The sequence below is a fragment of the Streptomyces sp. NPDC004126 genome (genome assembly GCF_050275515.1).
Classification (GTDB): domain Bacteria; phylum Actinomycetota; class Actinomycetes; order Streptomycetales; family Streptomycetaceae; genus Streptomyces.
Window position 1 is genome coordinate 1 of the sequence record NZ_JBNNPF010000021.1, and the last position, 24329, is coordinate 24329.

The following is a 24329-nucleotide window of genomic DNA, read 5'->3' on the forward strand; positions in this document are numbered from 1 at the left end:
CCCGCCCCGCCCCGCGGCCCTGGCCCCCCCGGTCCGGCCGGTGCCGGGGCCGACGGAGAGCCCGGCGCGCCCCCCGCCCCCCCCGGGGGCCCGCCCCGCGCCCGGCCCGCCCCGCCGCGGGTCGCCGCGGACCCTGCCCGTCCGCCGGGCCGCCCCCCGCTCCGGTCACACCGTCCAGCGCAGCACCGCCCCCAGCCCGCCCGCCGGGCCCGGCATGCCCGCCGGCACCACGAGCACCTCGCAGCCGGCCGCCGCCGCGGAGCGCAGCAGCGCGTCGTCCGCGCGCGCCCGCACCGGCTTGCCGACGCCCATCGCCTGGGCCTGGCCGCGCTGCACCGCGACCTCGTCCACGCCGGGCCCGATCCACACGTCGCGCCCCGCGTCGGAGCCCTCCGGCCCGAGCAGCAGCGTCGCCACCTGGTGGCTGCGTACGGCGTCCAGCACCGCCGGCATGCCCTCGGCGGCCTGGCCCGGCCCGGTGTCCACGGTGGACTCCCGGTGCTCGCCGGGCCGGCCCCGGCCCGCACGGAACCGTTCCAGGGCGGCTTCCAGCCGCGCGCGGGCGAAGTCCTCGCGCACCCGGGCGATCTCGCGGTCCAGGACCTCCCGGGAGGCCCCCGGCGAGCGGCCGCCGCCGTCGGCCTCGACGGCCAGCGCCCGCATCGGCTCCGGCAGCCGGCCGTGGACGGCCCGTCGCTCCCGGGCGTCGCCGGCCAGCACCAGCAGTCCGGCGCCGCTCCCGGGCCACTGCCGGGACAGCTCGGCGGCGATGGCCGCGGCCGTCCCGTGCCAGGCGTTCTCGGCCCGGTTCCGGTAGTGCCACTCGTAGCGGTCCGCCGGCACGCCGCGGTGTCCCCGGTCCGGCTCCTCGCCGCCCCGCACCCGGCCCAGGGCCTGGCGGCGGGTGCCCTCGCGCAGCTCCAGATCGGCGCCCGTGCGGTCGACGTACGCCACGAGGCAGGCCGGATCCTCCCCGCGCAGCCCGGCCAGCGGGGCGATGTGCGGCAGCACCGACCAGGTCGCCTCGGTGGCGGCCGGGGCCTTCGCCAGCGGTACGTCGAGCAGGACCTCGGCGCCCGAGGCGAACAGCGCCCGGCCGGGCGGCGCCCCGCCGACCGGCTCCCCGAGGAGCCGGTCGACCACGGCCCGGACGGTGTAGGCGTCGGTGCCGGCGTCGATCAGCTGTGCCGCGACGGCCCGCTCGCGCAGTGCCCGGATCCGCTGCGCGTCCTCGGTCGCGCGGCTGCCCTCCACGTACACGGAGGCCCAGGGGCCGGGGCGGGAGAAGAGCGGTTTGAGGAAGCCCAGTTCCATGACGTCCCCCAAGGGGTTCAGGAAGGCACGAGGGGTCCTCCTCCCAGGATGCGCCGCCCGCCGGGCGCGTGCCCACCTGCCCGGCCCGGCGGGCCCGCCGGGCCGGGACCGGGCCGGCGGACCCGGCAGGCCGGGCCGCCGCCCGTGCGGCCTGGTCACGCGGCCCGGCCGCCGGTCACACGGCCCGGCCGCCGCTCACGCGAGGTCGAACCGGTCCAGGGTCATCACCTTGTCCCACGCCGCCACGAAGTCGCGCACGAACTTCTCGCCCGCGTCCTGCGAGGCGTAGACCTCGCACAGGGCCCGCAGCTGGGAGTGCGAGCCGAAGACGAGGTCGACCGCGGTCGCCGTCCACCTGACCTTGCCCGTGGCGCGGTCCCGGCCCTCGAACGCGTTCTCGTCCGTGGCCGAGGCCGTCCACTCCGTCCCCATGTCCAGCAGGTTCACGAAGAAGTCGGTGGTCAGCGTCTGCGGCCGCCCGGTGAGGACCCCCTGCGGGGACCCCCGGAAGCCGGCGTCCAGCGCGCGCATGCCGCCCGCCAGCACCGCCATCTCAGGCGCGGTCAGCGTCAGCATGTTGGCCCGGTCCAGCAGCAGGGTCTCCGGCGACAGCTTCTCGCCCGCCCGGAGGTAGTTGCGGAACCCGTCCGCCCTCGGTTCGAGCACGGCGAAGGACTCCACGTCGGTCTGCTCCTGGGAGGCGTCCGTACGCCCCGGCGCGAACGGCACCGTCACCGGGTGCCCGGCGTCCTTGGCCGCCTTCTCGACGGCCGCGCAGCCGCCCAGGACGATCAGGTCGGCGAGGGACACCTTCTTCCCGCCGCTCTGCGCGGCGTTGAAGTCCTGCCGGATCCGGTCGAGGGCCGCCACCGTCCCGGACACCTCGGCCCCGGAGTTGGCCTCCCAGTCCTTCTGCGGCGCGAGCCGGATCCGGCCGCCGTTGGCGCCGCCCCGCATGTCGGTGCCGCGGAAGGACGCGGCCGCGGCCCAGGCGGTGGCGGCCAGCTGGGAGACGGACAGCCCCGAGCCGAGGACCCGGGCCTTGAGGTCGGCGATCTCCGCGTCCCCGACCAGCGCGTGATCGACGGCGGGGACCGGGTCCTGCCACAGCTGCGGCTCGGGGATCCACGGGCCGAGGTAGCGCGAGACGGGACCCATGTCGCGGTGCAGCAGCTTGTACCAGGCACGGGCGAAGGCGTCCGCGAGCTTGGCCGGGTCCTCGTGGAAGCTCCTCGCGATCGGCCCGTAGACCGGGTCCACCTTCAGCGAGAGGTCCGTCGTCAGCATCATCGGGGCGTGCCGCTTCGACGGGTCGTGCGCGTCGGGCACCGTGTCCCGGGCCGCGGCATCCGTCGGCGTCCACTGCTGCGCCCCGGCCGGGCTGCGGGTCAGCTCCCAGTCGTACCGGAACAGGTTGTCCAGGTAGCCGTTGTCCCACTTCGTCGGCTCGGTCGTCCAGGCGCCCTCCAGGCCGCTGGTGATCGTGTCGACGCCCACGCCGGTGCCGGACGAGTTCGTCCAGCCGAGCCCCTGCTGCTCGATCGGCCCCGCCTCGGGCTCCGGACCGACGTACTCGGGGTCGACGGCGCCGTGGCACTTCCCGAACGTGTGCCCGCCCACGATCAGCGCGACCGTCTCCTCGTCGTTCATCGCCATGCGCCCGAACGTCTCGCGGATGTCCTTGGCGGCGGCGACGGGGTCCGGGTTTCCGTTCGGCCCCTCCGGGTTGACGTAGATCAGCCCCATCTGCACGGCGCCGAACGGGCCGGTCAGCTCCCTGTCACCGCTGTAGCGCTCGTCCCCGAGCCAGGTGTCCTCGGGACCCCAGAAGATCTCCTCCGGTTCCCAGATGTCCTCCCGGCCGAAGCCGAAGCCGAACGTCTTGAACCCCATGGACTCCATGGCGCAGTTCCCGGCGAAGACGAGGAGGTCTGCCCAGGAGACCTTCCGGCCGTACTTCTGCTTGACCGGCCACAGCAGACGGCGCGCCTTGTCGAGGCTGGCGTTGTCCGGCCAGCTGTTGAGGGGGGCGAAGCGCTGCGCGCCGGAACCGCCGCCGCCGCGGCCGTCGGCGATCCGGTACGTGCCCGCCGCGTGCCAGCTCATCCGGATGAACAGGGGCCCGTAGTGGCCGTAGTCGGCGGGCCACCACTCCTGCGAGGCCGTCATCACCTCGATGACGTCCCGCTTCAGGGCCTCGACGTCCAGGCCCGTGAACTCCTTCGCGTAGTCGAAGTCCTCGCCCATCGGGTTCGCCCGGGGCGAGTGCTGGTGGAGAACCTGCAGGTCCAGCTGGTTCGGCCACCAGTCCCGGTTCGTCATGGGGCGGCGGGTCGGCGTGGCGGCCGGGGAGGGGATTGCGGGGTTCTCGCTTTCGCTGCCGGACACGTCCGTCCTTCTTCCTGTCTCGGTGTCTCCACCTGCGGGCTGCTTGCTCTCGGCGTCCGTATGGTCGCGCACTGTGACCCGTGCGGCTGACAGAACACGCAGAGCACCTCAGCGCGGCCGGAACCCGGGTATCCGCACCCCGGCCCCGACAGGGCCGAACGGGTGAGGCCGGCCGCCGCATGGGACGTGCCCCCCGGCCGGTCCCGGCCGGGGGGCACGTCGTACGGGGCGCGAGGGGTCAGGTGCCGTGGCGGCGGCCGCGCAGGGAGTCGCCGACTCCGCGCACGCTCTCATCGGCCTTGCCCGCGGCTTCCTCGGCCTTGCCCTTGGCCTGGTCGACCTTGCCTTCGGCCTTCATCCGGTCGTTGCCGGACACCTTGCCGATGGCTTCCTTCGCCTTGCCCTTGGCCCGGTCCATCTTGCCCTTGGCCTTCTCAGCCATGGCGAACTCCTTTCGAGAGCCTCGACCGGCGCCTGCCCGGGTTCCGCCGTCCGAACCCGATCGGGTGGAACCGGACGGCGACGCGTTGCGGCGCACCCCCGGCCGGTTAGACGCCAAAGGGACGGGGGAACCGCGAGGAGAGGCAGGCGCTTCGTCATGGACGGCCAGGAGGCCACGCACTCGCAGGTCACGCTCCACGTCAACGGCGAACGGCACGCACTCGACCTGGACCACCGCACGACCCTGCTCGACGCGCTGCGCGAGCGGCTGGACCTCACCGGCGCGAAGAAGGGCTGCGACCACGGCCAGTGCGGGGCGTGCACCGTCCTCGTCGACGGCCGGCGCCTCAACAGCTGCCTGCTGCTCGCCGTCGCCCAGGACGGCGCACAGGTCACCACCGTCGAGGGCCTCGCCGGGGAGGACGGCCGCCCTCACCCCCTCCAGGAGGCCTTCGTCGCCCGCGACGCCCTCCAGTGCGGCTTCTGCACGCCCGGCCAGCTCTGCTCGGCCGTCGGGATGCTCGCCGAACTCGCGGCGGAGGGCGCGGAGGCGACCCGCGAGGACATCGCCGAGCGCCTCAGCGGCAACCTGTGCCGCTGCGGCGCCTACCCGCGGATCGTCGACGCCGTACGGGACGTGATCGCGTGAAGCCCTTCCGCTACGTCCGCCCCGCGAGCCTCGCCGAGGCGGCCGAGGCCCACGGCGGCCGGCCCGGCTCCGCCTACCTGGCCGGCGGCACCAACCTCGTCGACCTCATGAAGCTCGGCGTCGCACGGCCCGACACCCTCGTGGACGTCGCCCGGCTGCTCCCCGCCGGGGTCGAGGCCACCGCCTCGGGCGGCGTGCGCGTCGGCGCCGGGGTCCGCGGCACCGACCTCGCCGCACACCCCCTCGCCGGGGCCCGCTGCCCGGTTCTGGCCCGGGCCCTGCTGTCGGGCGCCTCGGGACAGCTGCGCAACGCCGCGACGACCGGCGGCAACCTGCTCCAGCGCACCCGCTGCGGCTACTTCCAGGACGTGTCCAGGCCCTGCAACAAACGCGACCCCGGCAGCGGCTGCGCGGCCCTCGACGGCGCCAACCGCGAACACGCCGTGCTCGGCCACTCCCCGCTCTGCGTCGCCACCCACCCCTCCGACCTCGCGGTGGCGCTGAGCGCACTGGACGCCGAGGTGGAGGTCACCGGCGCCGACGGCATCCGCACGGTCCCGCTCGACGGCTTCCTGCGGCTGCCCGGGGAACGCCCCGAACAGGACACGACCCTGCGGCACGGCGAACTCGTCACCGCGGTCCTGCTGCCGCCCGGGGCCTTCGGCGCGCCCTCCGCGTACCGCAAGGCCCGCGACCGGGCCTCGTACGCCTTCGCGCTCGCCTCGGCGGCGGCGGTCCTGGAGACCCGGGACGGCCTGGTGTCCCGGATCGCGCTCGCCTTCGGCGGGCTGGCGCACCGGCCCTGGCGGGCCCGGGTGGCCGAGGAGCGCCTGCTGGGCGAGCGGCCCACGCCCGAAGCCGTCCGCGCGGCCGTGGACGCCGAACTCGCGGCGGCCCGCCCGCTGCGCGACAACGCCTTCAAGGTGCTCCTCGCCGGCAACCTCGCCCGCGACGTACTGGCAGGGCTCGCCGGGTCCGCGCGGGACTGACCCCCGCCGACCGGGCGGGGAGCGAGAGAAGGAGGAGACGGACCATGGAAGGCACCCCCGCGCTCGGCTCGCCCGCCACCCGGCGCGAAGCCGCGCCGAAGGTCACCGGCGCCGCCCGCTACGCCGCCGACCACACCCCGCCCGGCTGCCTGTACGCCTGGCCGGTGCCCGCCACCGTGGCCGCCGGCCGGGTGGTCCGCGTGGACACGGCCGCCGCCGCGGCGCTGCCCGGCGTCGCGGCCGTCCTCACCGCCGCCGACGCACCCCGGCTCGGGCCCACCGAGGACGCCGAGCTGCGGCTGCTCCAGGACGACCGGGTACCCCACCACGGCTGGTACGTCGCCCTCGCCGTCGCCGACACCCCCGAGCGCGCCCGCGCCGCCGCCGACGCCGTGTCCGTCGCGTACGACACCGGCGGCGCGGCCCCCGACGTCCTCCTGCACGAAGGGCACCCCGGCGCCTACGAGCCCGAGCAGGTCAACGGCGGCTACCCGGCACGCCGCGAGAACGGCGACGCGCTCGCCGCGTACGAGGCCGCCCCGGTCCGCCTCGACCTCCGGTACGCGGTGCCCCCGCTGCACAACCACCCCATGGAGCCGCACGCCGCCACCGCCGTCTGGGACGCCGACGGGGAACGGCTGACCGTGTACGACTCCAGCCAGGGGGCCGGGCTCGTGCGCACCGTCCTGGCGTCCCTGTTCGGCCTGGCGGAGGAACGCGTCACCGTGCACTCAGAGCACGTGGGCGGCGGCTTCGGCTGCAAGGGCACGCCCCGCCCGCACGTGGTGCTCGCCGTGATGGCGGCCCGGCACACCGGCCGGCCCGTCAAGCTCGTGCTGCCCCGCGCCCACCTGCCCGCCGTCGTGGGCCACCGCGCGCCCACCCTGCACCGGGTGCGCCTCGGGGCGCGGCCCGACGGCACCCTCACGGCCCTCGCGCACGAGATCACCACCCACACCTCCCGCATCCGAGAGTTCGTCGAGCAGGCGGCCGTCCCCGCCCGGGTCATGTACGCGGCCCCGGACCTGCTCACCGCGCACCGCGTCGTGCCGCTCGACGTGCCCACCCCGTCGTGGATGCGGGCACCGGGGGAGACGCCCGGCATGTACGCGCTGGAGTCGGCGATGGACGAACTCGCCGACGCCGTGGGCGTGGACCCCGTCGAGCTGCGCGTGCGCAACGAGCCCGCCGCCGAACCGGACAGCGGGCGCCCGTACAGCAGCCGCGGCCTGGTCGCCTGCCTGCACGAGGGCGCCCGGCGCTTCGGCTGGCCGGGCGGCCGCGGCCCGCGCACCCGGGACGGCCTGCTGACCGGTGCGGGCGTGGCCGCGTCCACGTACCCGGTGTACCAGGCCCCCTGCCAGGCCGTGGCGCACGTCCTGCCGGACGGCACCTACCGGGTGGAGGTGGCCGCCACCGACATCGGGACCGGGGCGCGGACCGTCCTGGCCATGGTGGCGGCGGACGCGCTGGGCGTGCCCGCGGACCTCGTGACGAGCGTGGTCGGACACTCGGACCTGCCCCGGGCATCGGTGGCGGGCGGCTCGTCCGGCACCGGGTCCTGGGGGTGGGCGGTGCACGAGGCCTGCCGCGCGCTCGCGCTGAAACTCGCACGGCGCGACGGGCAGGTGCCCGAGGGCGGCCTGTGCGCCTCCGCCGACACCACGGCCGCCGTCAAACAGCGCTCCCCGTACGCCCGGCACGCCTTCGGCGCCCAGTTCGCCGAGGTGTCGGTCGACCCCGTCTCCGGCGAGGTGCGGGTGCTGCGCATGCTGGGCGTCTTCGCGGCCGGCCGGATCCTCAACCCGCTGACGGCCCGCTCCCAGTTCGTCGGCGGCATGGTGATGGGCCTGGGGATGGCGCTCACCGAGCACTCCCCGCTGGATCCGGCGCACGGCGGCTTCACCGCGCGGGACCTGGCCTCGTACCACGTGCCGGTGCACGCGGACGTGCCCGGCATCGAGGCGCACTGGATCGACGAGCACGACAAGCACCTCGGCCCGACGGGCAGCAAGGGGATCGGCGAGATCGGCACGGTGGGGGCGGCCGCCGCCATCGGCAACGCCTTCGCCCGGGCGACCGGCCGCCGGATCCGCGAACTGCCCCTCACCCCCGACCGGGTCCTCACGGCCCTGGCGGCCGGTGGCGGCCGCCAGGGAGCGGTCCTCAGGTCTTCGGCAGCCGGTTGAAGAACGACCGGTAGTGCCGGAGCGCCATCCGCAGCTCCTCGGTGGGTACGCGGTCCCCGCTCCGCCACTGGCCCCGCGCAGCTCGCGCTCGGCGGCCGGGGCACCGGCCGCGTGGCATGCTCGACGTATGGAGGGCGAGTCCGTGGCACCCGCTGCCGGTGACGCCGCGGCCCCCGAGGTGCTGGCGCTGGCCAAGGTCGTCGCCCGACTGCGCGCCGAGGTGGTCGACCTGGAGGGCGTCGCCTCGATGGCGGCCGTCCTCGAACGGGCCAAGGGCGTCGTGATGGCACAGGAGCACGTCTCGGCCGACGCCGCGTACCAGCTGCTGGTCGACCGGGCCGCCCAGCACCGGCGCACCGCCCTGGAGGAGTGCTGGATCACCCTGGGCGGTGCGGGCGGGGGCCCCGCCGCGCGGCCGCCGCAGGCCGGGAGGGCCCCGGTGGAACAGCCGCCCGGAGGGCCGTCGGCCGGCTCCGGGCGGGAGCAGGCGGACCCGGCCGGCTCGGCCTTCCGCACGAGCGGCTACGTGGTCGTCGACGCGGGCCGCCCGGCCGGCAACCGGCGGCTCCTCGCCGGGCTGGCCCGGGACCTGGCCGGCGTACGGAGCCCTGACGAGGTCGCCGAGCTGCTGCGGTCCGCGCTCGGCGAGCCGGAGGACGTGGACGCGGTGATGATCTACACCGCGGCGGCCGCCGCCGGGAGCCTGGAGCTGGCCGGGCACGCGGGCATCGGCGACGAGACGGTCGAGCAGTGGAGCCACATCCCCCCGCTCGGCGGGGTCGCCGCGCTGGAGGCCGTCGAATCCGGGGAGGCGGTGTGGCTGGAGGATCCGGACCTCGACGCCGCCCGCTACCAGATGATCGGCGATTCCCCCGGGCAGTGGCCCTCGCGCGCCTGGCTCCCCGTACCCGCAGCCGGGCCGGTGACAGCGGTCGTCGGCTTCTTCCGCACCCGGCAGGGCCCCTTCGACGCCCGTACCCGGACCCTGTTGCGGCGGTCCGTCCGGCTCTGCGGCGGGCTGCTGCGCGAGGACCAGGGCCCCCACGGCCTCGACCCGCCGCACGAGGACGTGGAGGCCATCCAGTCGGTCTTCGACGCCGTCGTTGGGCCGGCGGTCCTGCTGACACCGCTGCGCTCGCGGTCGGGCGAGGTCGAGGACTACCGGATCGAGGCGGCGGCGCCCGAGTCACTGGACGTGGCGGGCCGCACCGGCAAGGAGCTGGTCGGCCGGCGGATCCTGGAGACCTACCCGACCGTGGCGGGCAGCGCCCTGTGGGAGGGGTACCTGGACGCGCTGACCACGGGAGCGCTGTACGAGGGCGAGCCGTTCACCTACGAGGAGGTCACCGCCGGGGTGCAGCAGCGGTCCGTGTACTCCGTCCGGGCGGCCCGGCTGGGGGAGCGGCTGGTGGTGTCGTGGATCCGCCACGACACGAACGAGCGGGAGACCCGCAGGCTGGCCGACATGCAGCGGCTGGGGAACCTCGGCTGGGCCAGCTGGAACCTGGTCGCGGACACCGTCATCTGGTCCGAACAGGTCTACGCGGTCTTCGACCGGGATCCGGCGCTGGGCCCGATGCGGCTGGAGGAACTGCCCGCGCACCTGTCGGCGGGGGACCTGCCGAGGATGGCCGCCGCCGTGCGGCGGCTGCTGGGCGACGGCGTGGCGATCGACCAGCCGTTCCGGATCACCACCGACCGGGGGGTGCGCCACCTGCGGATCGTGGCGGAGGCCCAACCGGACGCGGACGGCAACCCGATCGAGGTGCACGGCTTCTTCCAGGACCTCACCGCGCTGCGGGACGCGGAGCTGGCCCTGCGCGAGAGCGAACGGGCCAACCTGGTCCAGCGCGGCATGCTGACGGCCGAACGCGCCCTCGCCGCCCGCCTCCAGGACACGCTGCTGCCGGTCGCCCGGCAGTCGCTGGAGCTGGCGGGCCTCTGCGTCGACGTCGCCTACGTTCCCGCCGACCGGGGCATCAACGTGGGGGGCGACTGGTACTCGGCCATCGAACTCCCCGACCACAGCGCCCTGTTCGTCGTGGGAGACGTCGCCGGACACGGCCTGCCCGCCGTGGGGACCATGGCCCAGCTGCGGTTCACCACCAAGGGGATGACCATCACGGGATCGCCCCTGCCGGACGTACTGCGCCTCCTCAACAACCTCCTGCTGCACACGGCCGGCGACCAGCAGGGAGCCACCGCGACCGTGGTCATGGGGCGCTACCAGCCGTGGGACCACCGCCTGAACTGGGTCCGGGCGGGGCACCTGCCGCCGCTCCTGGTCCGCGGCGGGGCGGCGAGCTTCCTGCCGCAGCCGGACGGCACCCTGCTCGGCGCCGACTTCGACTCCGTGTACGGGCAGGACATGTTCGACCTGCTGCCCGGGGACCACCTGCTGATGTACACGGACGGTCTGGTGGAGGAGCCGGGCGAGGACATCGCGGCGGGTCTCGACCGGCTCGCCGAAGCCGCCGCCCGCCTGCTGCGGGAAGGCCACGGCGACACCCTCGCCCGCTCCCTGGCCGCATTGCGGCCGGGGAACCGCGACGACATCTGCGTCCTCGACATCCACCTGCCGGACGATGCCTAGGTCCCGCGCGGACGCCGTGGGCTGATGATCCGTGAAGACCGCCCGGACGGGGCGCGGTGGCACCGCCCGCCGGGAAACGGAGCGGCGGGAGCCGTTGCGCGCCCCGTAGCCTGCGCGATCATGGACATGGAACGCACCGGCCGGCAGCTCCGGCTGATCGCCGAGACGACCGCGATCGCCACGGCCCTCGGAGCGGAGGTCCGGCTCCGCGGGGGCTGGGCGATGGACTTCTTCCTGGGCCGGCCCACCAGGGACCACGAGGACATCGACTGGTTCGCCTGGAGCGAGGACGCCCCCGCCCTCACCGCGGCCCTGCTGGACGCCGGGTACGAGCCGCTGCCCGGCCCGCCCGCCGACCAGCAGCTCGACTTCGTCAAGGAGGGCGAGGAGAGCAGCTTCGCCCTGCTGGCCCGCGGCACCGACGGCCGCCCCGTCGTCGCCGGCGGCCCCTGGGCGGGGGAACCGTGGCCGCGGGACCTGCTGGACGGCCCGGCCGGCCGCATCGGGGACCTGGCCTGTGCGATCGTCAGCCCCTCGGCCCAGATCGAGATCAAGCGGATGACGCCCGTCTGGATCCCGGGCCGGCCGCGCCGGGCCAAGGACGAGCGGGACATCGCCCGCCTGGAGGAGGCCCTGCGGAGCCGGGGCCCGGCGCGGCCGGCCGGGACCGCTGCCGGGGGCGACCCCCGGTGATCATGAAACTCGGGTGATGGGGGAGAATTCCGTCCACCGGACATGACCACCGAAGAAGGACAGGAGCACGCCCGTTGAACGAGGAGAGGCGCCAACAGGCCCGGCAGTTCCTCCAGCCGGGAGAGCACCTCATAGCGGCCTGCGCCCACGAACTCGGGCCGGGCGTGCCCACCCCGCCCGAGTCGATGCTCGCGCCCCCGGACCCCTCCGACCTCCAGCGGCGGATCGAGGCACGGCTGCCCCGCCAGCTGCGGCAGATCGCCAAGTCCCGGGTGCTCGACCCCCGTCGGTCGCGGCCGGCCGCGGTGGCGGACGCGATCGACCGCATGCCCGACGCGCTGGACCAGTTCGGCACGCGCCTGATGCACGGCAAGAACATGGAAGGCGGCTGGCAGAGCGCCGCCGGACACTTCGTCATCAGCCGGGCCAACGTGCGCCGTTCCAACGCCTGCGTCCTCGTCCTCACCGACCGGCGCTGGTTCGGACTCGGCGACGTCTCGCCGCTGTGGCAGTCGACGCCGGTGATGAAGCACTACTGGGAGGTGCCCCGGCCGGCGGTGGCCGCCGTACGGGCCAACCCGACCGGCGTCCTCCAGAAGGGCCGGATGGACATCGAGTTCACCGACGGCTCCTGGGTCGCGCTCCTCGCCACGGCGCCGCAGCACGCCACGCCCTTCGCCGCCGCCTCCGCCCGCTACCGCTGACAGGGCCCCGCGCCGAATCGGTGGGATAATCGTGCGCAGGGGGACAGGTGCGGCGTACCACGGGAAACGGTACGCGGATCCCGGGCGACTCGAAGGAGGAGCATCGTGGTGAGCACCCCCGCCGCCCGCATCGAGGACCTGCTGGAAGGTGCGACGACGCCGGCCAACCGGCGGCACGCCCACGAGCCCCCTTCGGGCCCGGCTCCCCCTCCGCAGCCCCGCGCGGATGGTCCAAGCGTAAACATCACCGTCGTCTGGGGCGACCTCGTGGAGGTCGCCGCCGGCCTGCACGTCACGGGGCACTACCAGTCGGTCGTCCCCGACGCGGCGGAACGCGCCCTGGACTGCGCCATATCCGCCGGCCCCCGCCCCCTGATCACCGAGCACACCCGGCTCGGCTGGATCGACGCCCAGCTGGGGGAGGTCACCTACTTCCCCTGCAGGGAGGGCCCGGTCCGGGCGGCCGCCGTCGTCGGCATGGGACCCATGGGCACCCTCAACGAACGCCGTGCCGTCCAGATGTACGCCTCCCTGCTGGGCGAGGCCGTCGCCCTGGGCCACGTCTCCAGCATGGCGACCGTCCTCATCGGCGCCGGCGTCGGGAACCTCTCCGTCCCCCAGGCGGGCCGCTCCCTCGTCCGGGGCTTCGCCTCCGCGCTGGCCTCGGTGAGTCCCCTGGCGCCGAAGCCCCGCCTAGCCGAGGTGCTCGTCGTGGAGATCGACCGGCTGCGCGCCGAACAGCTCCTCCTCGCCCTGACCGGCGCCGCCAAGAACCAGCAGCAGCTGTACGTCACCCCGGACCTGCGCGAGGAGAAGGGCGGCCGGCTGTACCCCCCCTCCGCCGCCGTGTACGCCCTGAAGGCGCTGTCCGCACTCGTCGACCCGGTGGCCCCGGCCCCGGACGACGCCTCCGCCGCCCCCGCCGGTCCCGAGCCGCCCGCCGCCGCGCAGGCCGTGCTGGACGTGCTGGCCCGCCTCGAACCCGGCATCCGCGAGAAGGTGCGCGAACAGCTCGCCCACCTCGCCAAGGTGGAGCACACCGACCTGACCCTGAAGATCGGCGGCCCCACCGAGGTCCAGGACGACTCCGCACCCGTACGGATGTCCGTCCTGTCCGGCAGCAACGCCCTGCGCTGGGCGGCCCTGACCGGACGCGCGACCGTGCCCGAACGCCTCGCGCCCGTCGACACGGACCTGCTGCGCGACCTCGTGGACCGGCTGACGGAACCCACCGTCGAGGACGCGGGCGCCCTGCCCGACCTGCTCTCCCGCTTCGTCGTGCCCGCCGACTTCCAGCGGCTGCTCACCGACGACTCCACCGTGCTGCTGGAACTGGACCGGGCCACGGCCTCCGTACCCTGGGAGTTCCTCACGGAGGTCCAGCAGCCCGGCGGGGAGCGGCGCGACCCCCTGGCGATCCGCACCCAGCTCTCCCGGCAACTGCGCACCCCCTACTCGCGCGTGCTGACCGAGGCACCGGCCGAGGGGACCCTGCGCGCCCTGGTCATCGGCGACCCCGGAGACCCGGAGAAGGGCTTCCAGCTGCCGGGCGCCCGCACCGAGGCCTTCGCGGTCGCCGCCCAGCTCAAGGCCCTGGGGGTCAAGGTCAGCCTCTACGTCGGCGCGCCGAACTCCACCCGCCAGCCCGGCGTGGAACCCGCGCGGCGGCTCGACGTCCTCGGGGCCCTGCTCTGCGGCTGCAACGACATCGTCCACTACTGCGGCCACAGCGACTTCGACCGCTCCGGCACCGGACGGCGCTCGGGCTGGGTCTTCGCCGACGGCCTGCTGACCGCCCAGGAACTGGGCCGGCTGGAACGGCCGCCGCGGATCGTCGTGGCCAACGCCTGCTACACCGCCCGCCTCGGGGCCGCCGAACCCGCGGCCGCGCCGGACGGACCGTCCGCCGTGGCCGACCACAGCCCCTGGGGGAACGCGCAGGCCGCGCTCGTACCCAGCCTCGCCGACGAGTTCCTGCGCATCGGAGTCGGCCACTACATCGGGGCGGCCTGGCGGATCCCCGACGACCACGGGGTCGCCTTCGCCGAGCAGTTCTACCGGCACCTGTTCACGATCGGCCCCGCCGAGGACCCCCCGACGGTGGGGGCCGCCGTCCGCTCCGCGCGCAAGAGGCTCTACGAGGGGCGCGCCGCGAACGAGTGGCAGGACGGCGGGCAGGACCGGCAGCGGTGGAGCTCCTGGGCCGCCTACCAGCACTACGGGGACGCCTCCGAACCGTTCGTCCCGTCCGAGATCCCGTCCGACCCGCAAGGGGGCTAGGAGGTCAGCTCATGGGCAAGAGCCCGATGCCCGACGTCGTCGTACTGCTCCCCGGCATCACCGGCAGCGTACTGACGCGCGACGGGAAGGACGTGTGGGCCCCCTCGGCCTCGGCGGTGATCGGCGCCCTGACGAGCCTCGGCCGCTCCCTGGCGGAGCTGGAACTGCCGGACGGCCAGGACGACTGGACCGAGGACGACCTCGGTGACGGCATCGCCGCCACCCGGCTGGTGCCCGACCTCCACACCCTGCCCGGCCTGTGGAAGATCGACGGCTACACGGCCATCGAGAAGTTCCTGCTGGACCGGTTCGACCTGAAACAGGGCGAGAACTACTTCCCCTTCCCGTACGACTGGCGGCGCGACAACCGGGCCGCCGCCCGGCAGCTCTCCGAGCGGAGCAGGGACTGGCTGCGCGCCTGGCGCGAGAAGAGCGGCAACTCCGCGGCCCAGCTCGTGCTGGTCGGGCACTCGATGGGCGGCCTCGTGTCCCGCTACTACGTCGAAAGGCTCGAAGGCTGGAAGGACACCCGGGCCGTCGTGACCTTCGGCACCCCCTACTACGGCTCCCTCAACGCTGTCGAGTTCCTCTGCAACGGCTTCCAGAAGCGCATCGGCCCCTTCGAGCACGACCTCACCCGGCTCCTGCGCTCCTTCACCGGCCTGCACCAGCTCGTACCCGTCTACCGCTGCGTGTACGGGCCGGACGGCACCGCGGCCCTCCCCGCCAAGGCCGGGCTGCCCGGCTGGCAGGACCAGTGGAGCAGCCACCTCACCGACTTCCACACGGAGATGGAGGACGCGGCCGCGGACAACCGGAAGAACCCCGCGTGGGAATCCAGCCAGGTGGTCTACTACCCGATCGTCGGCACCGACCAGCCCACCCGGCAGTCGGCCCGGATCATCGGGGACAAGGTCGAGACCCTGATGGTCCGCGGGGACGCCGACGAAGGCGGCGACGGCACGGTGCCCCAGCTCTCCGCCGCGCTCTCCGGCTCCGAGGACGCTCGCACCTTCGTCCCGCAGAAGCACGGCAGCCTGCAGAACCACGCGGCCATGCTCGACCACATGAAGGGCATCCTCCAGTCCCTGCACGACGTCCACATCGCGGACCTGCGGTCCTTCATGACCTGCTGGTTCAACTACCTCGGCGACGACCTCTACCTCGACGGGGAACCGGTGGTCTGCGAGATCGGCGCGGACAGCTCACTGAGCGCGAGCGAACTGCCCGAGATCCCCGCCCGGATCTCGGTGACCAGCCGGACCACCGGCGTGCCCGTCGTCGACCGCACCGTCACGGTCCCCCGCGAACGCGGGCGGTTCGACCTCGGCGTACTGCCCCCCGGCACCTACGACCTGCTGATCAGCGCCAGCGCGGACACCTCGCCGCTGTCCGACGTCTTCGTCGTCGCGCCCCCGGAGACGACCGTGGCAGAATGACGGAACGTGACCGAAGCCCTCACCTCCGTCCTCATCGTCGACGCGGCGAACGTCGTCGGCTCCGTACCCGACGGATGGTGGCGCGACCGCAAGGGCGCCGCCGAGCGGCTGCGCGACCGGCTCGCGCAGCGGGACGCCGGCGAGGAGGTCATCCTCGTCGTCGAGGGCGCGGCCCGCGGCATCGCGTCCGTACCCGGAGTCCGGGTCGACTCCGCGCCCGGCAGCGGCGACGACCGCATCGTGGAACTCGCCGCCGCCCACGCCGGCCGCCCCTGCGTGGTGGTCACCGCCGACCGCGCCCTGCGCGAACGGGTGAAGGCGTACGGAGCCCACTGCGCCGGCCCCCGCACCGTGCGGCCATCCTGAGGACCCCCCGGGCGGAGTAATCCCTTCAGGCCATGCCCGCGGTTTCCACGGGCGGATCCCCGGCGGCGAACTAGGCTGGTGGGTTGTTCTCCGCCGGACCGGAACAACCCGGGCAGACCCGGGCTCCACCGGCACCCCGGACGTGTCCGGGAGCGAGACGCGAGGGCCTATGGCAGCCACACCCGAACGCGGTGAACTCACCCTGACGGCCGACGGGGCCCTGCCCGGCGAGCCGGTGCCCGACGAAGGGGAGCCGCTCGGGGACCCGGGCAAGTCCGCCCGGTTCTCCGCCGGGCCCGCCGCCCCCGCCCGTACCCTCCTCGACGTCTTCGAGGCCACCGTACGGGCCCACCCCGACGAGCCCGCCCTGGACGACGGCACCTCCCGGCTCACCTACCGGGCCCTGGCCGCCCGGGTCGAACGCCGCCGGCGCGCCCTCGCGGCGGCCGGGGTGGGACACGGCGACCGGGTCGGCGTACGCGTCCCCTCCGGCACCAACGAGCTCTACGTGGCCGTCCTCGCGGTCCTCGCCGCGGGCGCCGCCTACGTGCCCGTCGACGCCGAGGACCCCGACGAGCGGGCCCGGCTGGTCTTCGGCGAAGCCGGCGTACGGGCGGTCCTCGGCCCCGGCCGGAGCATCGACCGCACCGGCTCCACCGGCCGCCCCCCGGCCGCTCCCGCTCCGGCGCCCGCCGTCCGGCCCGGCCCCCGGGACGACGCGTGGATCATCTTCACCTCCGGCTCCACCGGCCGGCCCAAGGGCGTCGCCGTCAGCCACCGCAGCGCCGCCGCCTTCGTCGACGCCGAGGCCGCGCTCTTCCTCGCCGACGAGCCGATCGGCCCCGGGGACCGGGTCATGGCCGGACTCTCCGTCGCCTTCGACGCCTCCTGCGAGGAGATGTGGCTGGCCTGGCGCCACGGCGCCTGCCTCGTCCCCGTACCCCGCCACCGGGTGCGCAGCGGCGCGGACCTCGGCCCCTGGCTGGTCGAACAGGAGATCACCGTGGTCTCCACCGTGCCCACCCTCGCCGCGCTCTGGGAGCCCGCCGCCCTCGACGAGGTCCGGCTGCTGATCTTCGGCGGCGAGGCCTGCCCGCCCGAACTGGCCGCCCGCCTGGTCACCGAGGGCCGCGAGGTCTGGAACACGTACGGCCCCACCGAGGCCACCGTCGTCGCCTGCGCCTGCCAACTGACCGGCGCGGAGCCCGTCAGGATCGGCCTCCCCCTCGCCGGCTGGGAACTGGCCGTGGTCGACACGTCCGGCGAGCCCGTCCCCATGGGCGGCAGCGGCGAACTCGTCATCGGCGGCGTCGGCCTCGCCCGCTACCTCGACCCCGCCAAGGACGCCGAGAAGTACGCCCCGCTGGAAACCCTGGGCTGGCCGCGCGCCTACCGCAGCGGCGACCTGGTCCGTGCCGAACCGGAAGGCCTGGTCTTCCTCGGCCGCGCCGACGAGCAGGTCAAACTCGGCGGCCGGCGGATCGAACTCGGCGAGGTCGACGCCGCGCTCCAGGCCCTGCCCGGCGTCGCCGGCGCGGCCGCCGCCGTACGCACCGCCCGCGGCGGCAACCAGCTCCTCGTCGGCTACCTCGTCACCCAGGACGGCTGGGACCGCGCCGCCGCCGTCGAACGGCTGCGCGCCGCCCTGCCCGCCGCCCTCGTACCGCTGCTCGCCCAGGTCGACGCCCTGCCCACCCGCACCTCCGGCAAGGTCGACCGCGCCGCCCTGCCCTGGCCGCTGCCCGGCCTGGAGACCGCCGGCCCCGCCGAGCCCCTCCACGGCACCGAGGCATGGCTCGCCGAACAGTGGGCCGAGACCCTGGGCGTGCCCGTGACCGGCGCAGGCGACGACTTCTTCGCCACCGGCGGCAACAGCCTCGCCGCCGCGCAGCTCACCACCCGGCTGCGCACCCGCTACCCCGGCGTGGCCGTCCTCGACGTCTACCAGAACCCGACGCTGCGGAAACTGGCCCGGCGGCTGGAGCGGTCCGTCCGCGAGGACCGCGCCGCCCGCACCGTCGCACCGGTCCCGGCCCGCGCCAAGGCCGCCCAGTGCCTCCTGCTGCTGCCCCTGTTCACCCTCGTCGGCCTGCGCTGGACCGTCGCCCTGCTGGCGCTGGGCAACCTGCTCCACCGCCTCGGACCGTACCCGTGGGCGCCCACCGCCTCCTGGTGGTACGTGGCCGCCGGCGCCGCCCTGCTCTTCAGCCCGCCCGGCCGCCTCGCCATCGCCGCCGGCGGCGCCCGCCTGCTGCTGCGCGGGGTACGGGCCGGCCGCCACCCGCGCGGCGGCAGCGTGCACCTGCGGCTGTGGACGGCCGAACGGCTCGCCGAGTGCTCCGGCGCCACCTCCCTCACCGGCCCCTGGCTCCAGCGCTACGCCCGCGCCCTCGGCGCCCGCCTGGGCCCCGACGTGGACCTGCACTCCCTGCCCCCGGTCACCGGCATGCTCCGGCTCGGCCGCGGCTGCGCCGTGGAATCGGAGGTGGACCTCAGCGGCCACTGGCTGGACGGCGACCGCCTGGAGATCGGCCCCGTCCGGATCGGCGCCGGCGCCGTCGTCGGCACCCGCAGCACCCTCTTCCCCGGCGCCCGCGTCGGCAAGCGGGCCGAAGTGGCACCGGGCTCCGCCGTGGCCGGACAGGTCCCGGCCGGCCAGCGCTGGGGCGGCGCCCCCGCCGTCAGGCTCGGCCGGGCCAAGCACGACTGGCCCGGGGAACGCCCGCCGCGCGCCTTCCGCTGGCGGGCCATGTACGGGGCCACCGGCTTCTGCCTCACCGCCCTGCCGCTGCTCGCCGCGCTCCCCGCGCTGCTCGTCGCCCGCCGGTTCGTGCCCGCCGGCGCCGGACCCGCCGAGGCCCTGCGCGGGGCGCTGCTCGCCGTCGTGCCCGGCGCGCTCGCCTTCGCCCTGGCGTACGCGCTGCTCGTCCTGACCGCCGTACGCCTGCTCAGCCTCGGGCTGCGCACCGGGAACCACCCCACCCACAGCCGCGTCGGCTGGCAGGCCTGGGCGGTCGTCCAGCTGATGGACCTGGCCCGGGCGACGCTCTTCCCGCTGTACGCCGGGCTGGTCACCCCCGTGTGGCTGAGACTGCTCGGCATGCGCGTCGGCCGGGGTGCCGAGGTGTCCACCGTGCTCGCCCTGCCCAGCCTCACCACCGTGGGCGACGGCGCGTTCCTCGCCGACGACACCCTGACCGCCCCCTGCGTACGCGGCGGCGGCTGGATCCGGATCGGCCGCTCCGAGATCGGCCGCCGGGCCTTCCTCGGCAACTCCGGCATGACCGCGCCCGGCCGCAGCGTGCCGGACGGCGGGCTGGTCGGCGTCCTGTCCGCCACCCCGAAGAAGGCCAAGAAGGGCAGCTCGTACCTGGGCCTGCCCCCGGTGCGGCTGCCCCGGTCCGCCGCGGCCGCCGACCGCAGCCGCACGTACGACCCGCCCGCCCGGCTGCTGTGGGCGCGCGGCCTGGTCGAGGCCTGCCGGCTCGTGCCCGTCTTCTGCTCGGCCGGCCTCGCCGTCCTCACGCTGGCGGCGCTGTGCGCGCTCGCCGGGACCGGGGCCCTGGGCGTCCCGGGCGCGGCCCTGCTGTCCGGGGCGGTCCTGCTCACCGCGGGCGCCGTCGGCTGCGCCGTCACCGTGGCGGCGAAATGGCTGCTGGTCGGCCGGCACCGGCGGGCGGAACACCCGCTGTGGAGCGGCTTCGTCTGGCGGAACGAACTGGCCGACACCTTCGTGGAGGTGCTGGCCGTGCCCTGGCTCGCCGGAGCCGTCCCCGGAACCCCGCTGCTGGTCCTGTGGCTGCGCGGGCTCGGGGCGCGCATCGGCCGGGGCGTGTGGTGCGAGAGCTACTGGCTGCCCGAGACGGACCTGGTGACCCTCGGCGACGGGGTCAGCGTCAACCGCGGCTGCGTGTTGCAGACGCACCTCTTCCACGACCGGATCTTGCGGACGGATACTGTGGTCCTCCGCGAGGGCGCCACCCTGGGCCCCGGCGGAATCGTCCTGCCCGGGAGCACGGTCGGGGCGCGCAGCACCCTGGGTCCCGCCTCCCTGGTGATGGCCGGGGAGTCCGTCCCCGCCGACACCCGCTGGCTGGGCAATCCGATCGAGGCGTGGCGGTCCTAGCCCGGGGACCGCGGCACAGAGCGGGGAGCGGAACCGGCGATGAGCGGCCAGAGCACGGCGGTGGACCCGTACTTCCCGGACAACGGCGACCCCCGGTACCGGGTGCACCGCTACGAACTCGCCCTGGAGTACCGGCCCGGCCCCAACCGGCTGGCCGGCACCGCCCGGCTCAGCGCCATCGCCGGGCCGGCCCCGCTCGCCGAGTTCCACCTGAACCTGGCCGCCTTCCGGATCGGCCGGGTCCTGGTGGACGGCCGCGCCCCGCACTACACCCACCGGGCGGGCCGGCTCCGTATCCGGCCGGCCAAGCCCCTGCGCGCCGGGGCGGCCTTCACCGTCGAGGTCCACTGGTCGGGCAACCCGAAGCCGGTGCGCAGCCCCTGGGGCGGGCTCGGCTGGGAGGAGCTGACGGACGGGGCACTGGTGGCCAGCCAGCCCGTCGGGGCGCCGTCCTGGTACCCGTGCAACGACCGGCCCGCGGACAAGGCGGCCTACCACATCTCCCTGAACACCCCGTCCGCCTACACGGTGGCCGCCGTCGGCCGGCTCCTCACCCGGACCACCCGGGCCAGCACCACCACCTGGGTGTACGAGCAGTCCGCGCCCACCTCCAGCTACCTGGTCGGCCTGGCCGTCGGCCAGTACCAGACGGTGCTGCTCGGCGACCCGGGCCTCGGCGGGGTGCCGCAGACCGCCCACGTGCCCGCGCACGTGCTGCCGCGGTTCTCCCGGGACTTCGCCCGGCAGCCCGCCATGATGCGGCTCTTCGAGGAGCTCTTCGGCCCCTACCCCTTCGGCGAGTACGCGGTGGTCGTCGCCGACGAGGAGCTGGACGTCCCCGTGGAGGCCCAGGGGCTGTCCCTGTTCGGCACGAACCACGTGGACGGCGCGCGCGGCTCCGAGCGGCTCGTCGCCCACGAACTGGCCCACCAGTGGTTCGGCAACAGCGTGGGCATCGCCGACTGGCGCCACATCTGGCTCAACGAGGGCTTCGCCAAGTACGCCGAATGGCTCTGGTCGGAGCGCTCCGGGGGCCGCACCGCGCACGAGCACGCGACCGCCGCGCACCGGCTGCTGGCCTCGCTGCCGCAGGACCTGAGGCTGGCCGACCCGGGGCGCAGGCTGATGTTCGACGACCGGCTCTACCAGCGCGGCGGCCTGGCCGTGCACGCGGTCCGCTGCGCCCTGGGCGACGGGGCGTTCTTCCGGATGCTCCGCGACTGGGCGGCCCTGTACCGGCACGGGGTGGTGACCACGGCCGCCTTCACCGCGCACGCGGCGGGTTACGCCGCCGGGCCGCTGGACGGCCTGTTCGCGGCCTGGCTGCACGGCCCGGCCCTGCCGCCGCTGCCCCCGCCGCCGGGAGCGGAACCGGCCGCCTGACCGGGCACCGCGCGGCGGTGCCCGGCCGGGCGGCGACGGGTCACTGCCCGGCGCGGCCGCTCACCAGGGGCCACTCGCGGTGCAGGGCGCCCAGCGGGACGCGCCGCTCGACGACCGGCGTGCCGAACACGGACAGCTGGAGCTGGAGCTGCCCGCTCAGGTCGAAGCCGCCGTACAGCGCCCAGGAGCCGTTCGCCGAGGTCTTCCCGTCGGTGGAGGCGGTCGCGGAGGCGTCGGCCTCGCCGCGCAGGTAGGGGGCGAAGTCGGCGGTGACGCCGACGGCCCCGTACAGGCCCACGGAGGCCTCGGCGCCGAGGGCGCCCTTGACCCGGCCGGCGGCGGTGACGGTCGCCTTCACCGGGGTGCTGTGCACGGCCGAGGTGCTGACCGGGGTCCAGCCCTTGCCGGCGGCGTAGCCGCCGCCGACGCGGAAGTCGCCCTTGACGTCCTGCTGGACGTCGAGGGTGACCTTGCCGTCGGCCTCCACCTGTACGTAGCAGGTCAGTTCGAGGTTGACGACGACGGGCACCGGGCCGACCTGGAGCACCGGGTTGCTGCGCAGCTTGGCGAAGGGGATCCGCTTGGGGGCGCCGGTGCTCGCGGCGGCGCGGCCCTTGAGGGCCCACTGGGAGGACCAGTCGCCGCTCATGCCGAGGAACGCCGCGTCCGGGCCGTGGCCGGCGCCCTTGCTGCCGTCGTACGAGAACTCGACCTGGGGGGCGAGCTGTACGAAGCCGGACACCGAGGCGCCCGCCGAGGCGGGGGCGTCCTTGGCGGTGTCGACGGCGGCGTCCACGTCGAGCCGGAGGTTGCCCAGGGGCAGCTTGGCGCCCTGCGGGCCGAACGTGACGCCGGACCCCTTGGCCCAGGAGAAGGTGACGCCCTTCATCAGGGGTTCGACGACCACCGAGGCGGGGTCGACGGGGACCTTGCCGTCGGCCTTGTCGTCGCCGAGCGCGGCGGCCAGGGTGGTGGGCGCGGTCTTCACCTCGGTGCCGCGGTCGGTCTTGCCGACGACCTCGGTGACCTTCGCGAGGAGGCCGTCGGGGGCGCCGGGCGCCGGGGCGCTGGCGATGACGTCGCCCACCGCGACGGGCTTCGAGGCCGCGGCGGAGGGGGCGGCCGAGGGGCCCTTCGAGGGTGCGGCGGAGCGGTTCGGCGAGGTGCCGGCGCCTTGCGGGGCCGCGGATATGACGGCGCGTCCGCTGGCCTTGTCGTAGGACGCGACCTTCAGCTGGGCCTGCTCCGGGCCCTTGCCGCCGCGGGTGCGGGCGATGGCGGAGGGGGCGGCGGACCCCTGCGGCGCGGCGTCCACGTCCAGCCGCTGGGTGCCGTCGGAGGCTGAGGGGAGGGCCGCCGGGCTGCCCGGTCCGGCCGTGTTCACGGGGGCCGGGGAGGAGCAGCCGGCGGTGGTGAGCGCGAGGGCGGTCAGTCCGGGCAGCAGGAGGCGTCTGGCGAGCGTACGCACGTGGGTGTGACCTTCGAATTGGGGGGAAGTGCCGTTACTGGTAGGTAACGTGAAGGTTGATCATGCCACGGGCGCACGGCGCCGGTCACATCGGCCGACCGCCAACTCTCCTGCGGGGCAAGGTGGTTGAAGCTTCACTCATGGGGCTCCCCGGCCTGCCAGATCCGCCGGTACGCCTCGCGGTAGCCCGGCGGGTCCCAGGAGTCGGCGCCCCGGCTGTTGCCGGCCGTGGCGATGTGGACGGGGGCCACGTAGCCGCTCGCGGGCTGCCCGGCGAAGGCGCGGTTGAACTCGTCGACGATCTGCCAGCCCTGCTGGGACAGCGGCTCGGGGACGGTGGCCGCCTGGAACTGCCCGCTGTTGACCCGCTGGAAGGCGGACGGGTCCCCGTCGCCCGCGCCGATGTTCAGCGGCGGCCCCGCCCCGGGGCGCCCGGCCGCCCGCAGCGCCGGGGCGGCGTCGGCGAAGTACAGGTCGTTGATGGCGACGGAGTGCGTCCAGTCCTTCCCGAAGCGGGCGAGCAGGGAGGAGACCGCCTGCGGGGTGCGGCTGCTCGCGTCCGGGATCGGGATGTTCTCGTACGTCAGGAGCCGCACGCCGGAACAGGTGGCCAGCTCCCGTTCGATCAGGTCGGCCTTGTTCCGGGCGAAGGGGATCGAGTCGTCGGTGAACAGGACGACCCCCGCGTCGCCCCCGGACCGGGCGATGATCCAGTCGGCGCTGATCCGCGCCACGTCCTCCACCCTGGTGGTGACGTTGGTGAACAGCGCGGGGTCCCGGCTGGGCCCGGGGGAGTCCACCGCGTGCCAGCCGACCACCGGGATGCCCGCGGCGCGGGCCGCCGCCATCTGCCGCGAGGCCGGACGGGGGTCGAAGCCGCCGATGACGATGCCGGACGGCTTGAGGGTGACGGCCTGGCTGAGCGCCGCCTGGATGCCGGCCGGGGTGCCGTCCCCGTCGATCACCCGGACCGGCCAGCCGATCGCCTTCGCCGCCTCCTCGACGCCCTTGGCGACTCCCGCGACGCCCGGGTTGGTCATCGTCTGCGCGACGTACACGAGGCTCTTGCCGGGCACGGCCGCCGGGCCGGAGTCCGGCCCGTTCCAGGAGGCGCCGGCGGCCTCGGCCTGCCGGACGGCGGCCTCGGCCCGGGGCAGGACCCCGGGACAGCCGGCCTTCGACGGCCCGTTGCCGGACGGCGGCCCGCCGCCGCAGCCGGCCAGGAGGGCGGCGGCCGCCGCGAGCAGGGCCGCGGTGGCGACGGGCGTTCTCGGGTTCGGGTGCTTCGGGAACACGGTGCTCCTGGC

At 75.4% G+C, this 24329-nt stretch carries 16 protein-coding genes; 11 read left to right on the plus strand and 5 right to left on the minus strand.

Annotated features, from left to right (window positions below):
- Nucleotides 1-165 precede the first annotated feature (165 nt).
- The 3 genes from ACQKM2_RS20775 to ACQKM2_RS20785 form a co-directional block, all read right to left on the minus strand.
- The gene (locus ACQKM2_RS20775) at nt 166-1326 is read right to left on the minus strand and encodes a hypothetical protein (protein ID WP_427711666.1); all 1161 of its coding nucleotides are present in this window, start codon (nt 1324-1326) and stop codon (nt 166-168) included.
- Nucleotides 1327-1509: 183 nt separating this feature from the next.
- Nucleotides 1510-3702, minus strand: coding sequence for a catalase/peroxidase HPI (gene katG, locus ACQKM2_RS20780; protein ID WP_427711667.1), 2193 nt, complete (start codon nt 3700-3702; stop codon nt 1510-1512).
- 238 nt (nt 3703-3940) lie between these two features.
- Nucleotides 3941-4144: a CsbD family protein gene (locus tag ACQKM2_RS20785; RefSeq protein WP_427711668.1), complete on the minus strand. Its 204-nt coding sequence runs from the start codon at nt 4142-4144 to the stop codon at nt 3941-3943.
- A 156-nt stretch (nt 4145-4300) separates the two neighbouring features.
- Here ACQKM2_RS20785 and ACQKM2_RS20790 point away from each other — a divergent pair, with 156 nt between their 5' ends.
- From ACQKM2_RS20790 to ACQKM2_RS20840, 11 genes are all read left to right on the plus strand, one after another.
- A complete protein-coding gene (locus tag ACQKM2_RS20790) occupies nt 4301-4792 on the plus strand; it encodes a (2Fe-2S)-binding protein (RefSeq protein ID WP_427711669.1) in 492 nt (163 codons plus the stop codon).
- Complete coding sequence (locus tag ACQKM2_RS20795; protein ID WP_427711670.1) at nt 4789-5781, plus strand: FAD binding domain-containing protein; 993 nt, start codon at nt 4789-4791, stop codon at nt 5779-5781. Before ACQKM2_RS20790 ends, ACQKM2_RS20795 begins: the two co-directional genes overlap by 4 nt.
- Before the next feature lie 44 nt (nt 5782-5825).
- Nucleotides 5826-7970 carry a xanthine dehydrogenase family protein molybdopterin-binding subunit gene (locus ACQKM2_RS20800; RefSeq protein WP_427711671.1) on the plus strand — a complete coding sequence of 715 codons (2145 nt, stop codon included), beginning with the start codon at nt 5826-5828 and terminating at the stop codon, nt 7968-7970.
- Between the two features lie 127 nt (nt 7971-8097).
- The gene (locus tag ACQKM2_RS20805; RefSeq protein WP_427711672.1) at nt 8098-10563 is read left to right on the plus strand and encodes a SpoIIE family protein phosphatase; all 2466 of its coding nucleotides are present in this window, start codon (nt 8098-8100) and stop codon (nt 10561-10563) included.
- Between the two features lie 120 nt (nt 10564-10683).
- Entirely contained in the window at nt 10684-11256 is a 573-nt protein-coding gene (locus ACQKM2_RS20810) for a nucleotidyltransferase domain-containing protein (RefSeq protein ID WP_427711673.1), read from the plus strand.
- Nucleotides 11257-11330: 74 nt separating this feature from the next.
- Nucleotides 11331-11960, plus strand: a complete 630-nt coding sequence (locus tag ACQKM2_RS20815; protein ID WP_427711675.1) for a hypothetical protein — start codon at nt 11331-11333, stop codon at nt 11958-11960.
- A gap of 105 nt (nt 11961-12065) precedes the next feature.
- A complete protein-coding gene (locus ACQKM2_RS20820; RefSeq protein ID WP_427711676.1) occupies nt 12066-14240 on the plus strand; it encodes a CHAT domain-containing protein in 2175 nt (724 codons plus the stop codon).
- A gap of 11 nt (nt 14241-14251) precedes the next feature.
- The gene (locus tag ACQKM2_RS20825; protein ID WP_427711678.1) at nt 14252-15679 is read left to right on the plus strand and encodes a lipase/acyltransferase domain-containing protein; all 1428 of its coding nucleotides are present in this window, start codon (nt 14252-14254) and stop codon (nt 15677-15679) included.
- 6 nt (nt 15680-15685) lie between these two features.
- Nucleotides 15686-16045 (plus strand): NTP pyrophosphohydrolase, encoded by a 360-nt coding sequence (locus ACQKM2_RS20830; RefSeq protein ID WP_427711680.1) that lies wholly within the window; start codon nt 15686-15688, stop codon nt 16043-16045.
- Between the two features lie 169 nt (nt 16046-16214).
- Nucleotides 16215-20171 carry a Pls/PosA family non-ribosomal peptide synthetase gene (locus ACQKM2_RS20835; protein ID WP_427711682.1) on the plus strand — a complete coding sequence of 1319 codons (3957 nt, stop codon included), beginning with the start codon at nt 16215-16217 and terminating at the stop codon, nt 20169-20171.
- A gap of 39 nt (nt 20172-20210) precedes the next feature.
- A complete protein-coding gene (locus ACQKM2_RS20840; protein WP_427711684.1) occupies nt 20211-21554 on the plus strand; it encodes a M1 family metallopeptidase in 1344 nt (447 codons plus the stop codon).
- Between the two features lie 40 nt (nt 21555-21594).
- On the opposite strand, the gene ACQKM2_RS20845 is transcribed toward ACQKM2_RS20840, so the two are convergent.
- A complete protein-coding gene (locus ACQKM2_RS20845) occupies nt 21595-23022 on the minus strand; it encodes a hypothetical protein (protein WP_427711686.1) in 1428 nt (475 codons plus the stop codon).
- Between the two features lie 134 nt (nt 23023-23156).
- A complete protein-coding gene (locus ACQKM2_RS20850) occupies nt 23157-24317 on the minus strand; it encodes a substrate-binding domain-containing protein (protein WP_427711688.1) in 1161 nt (386 codons plus the stop codon).
- Between the last annotated feature and the right edge of the window lie 12 nt (nt 24318-24329).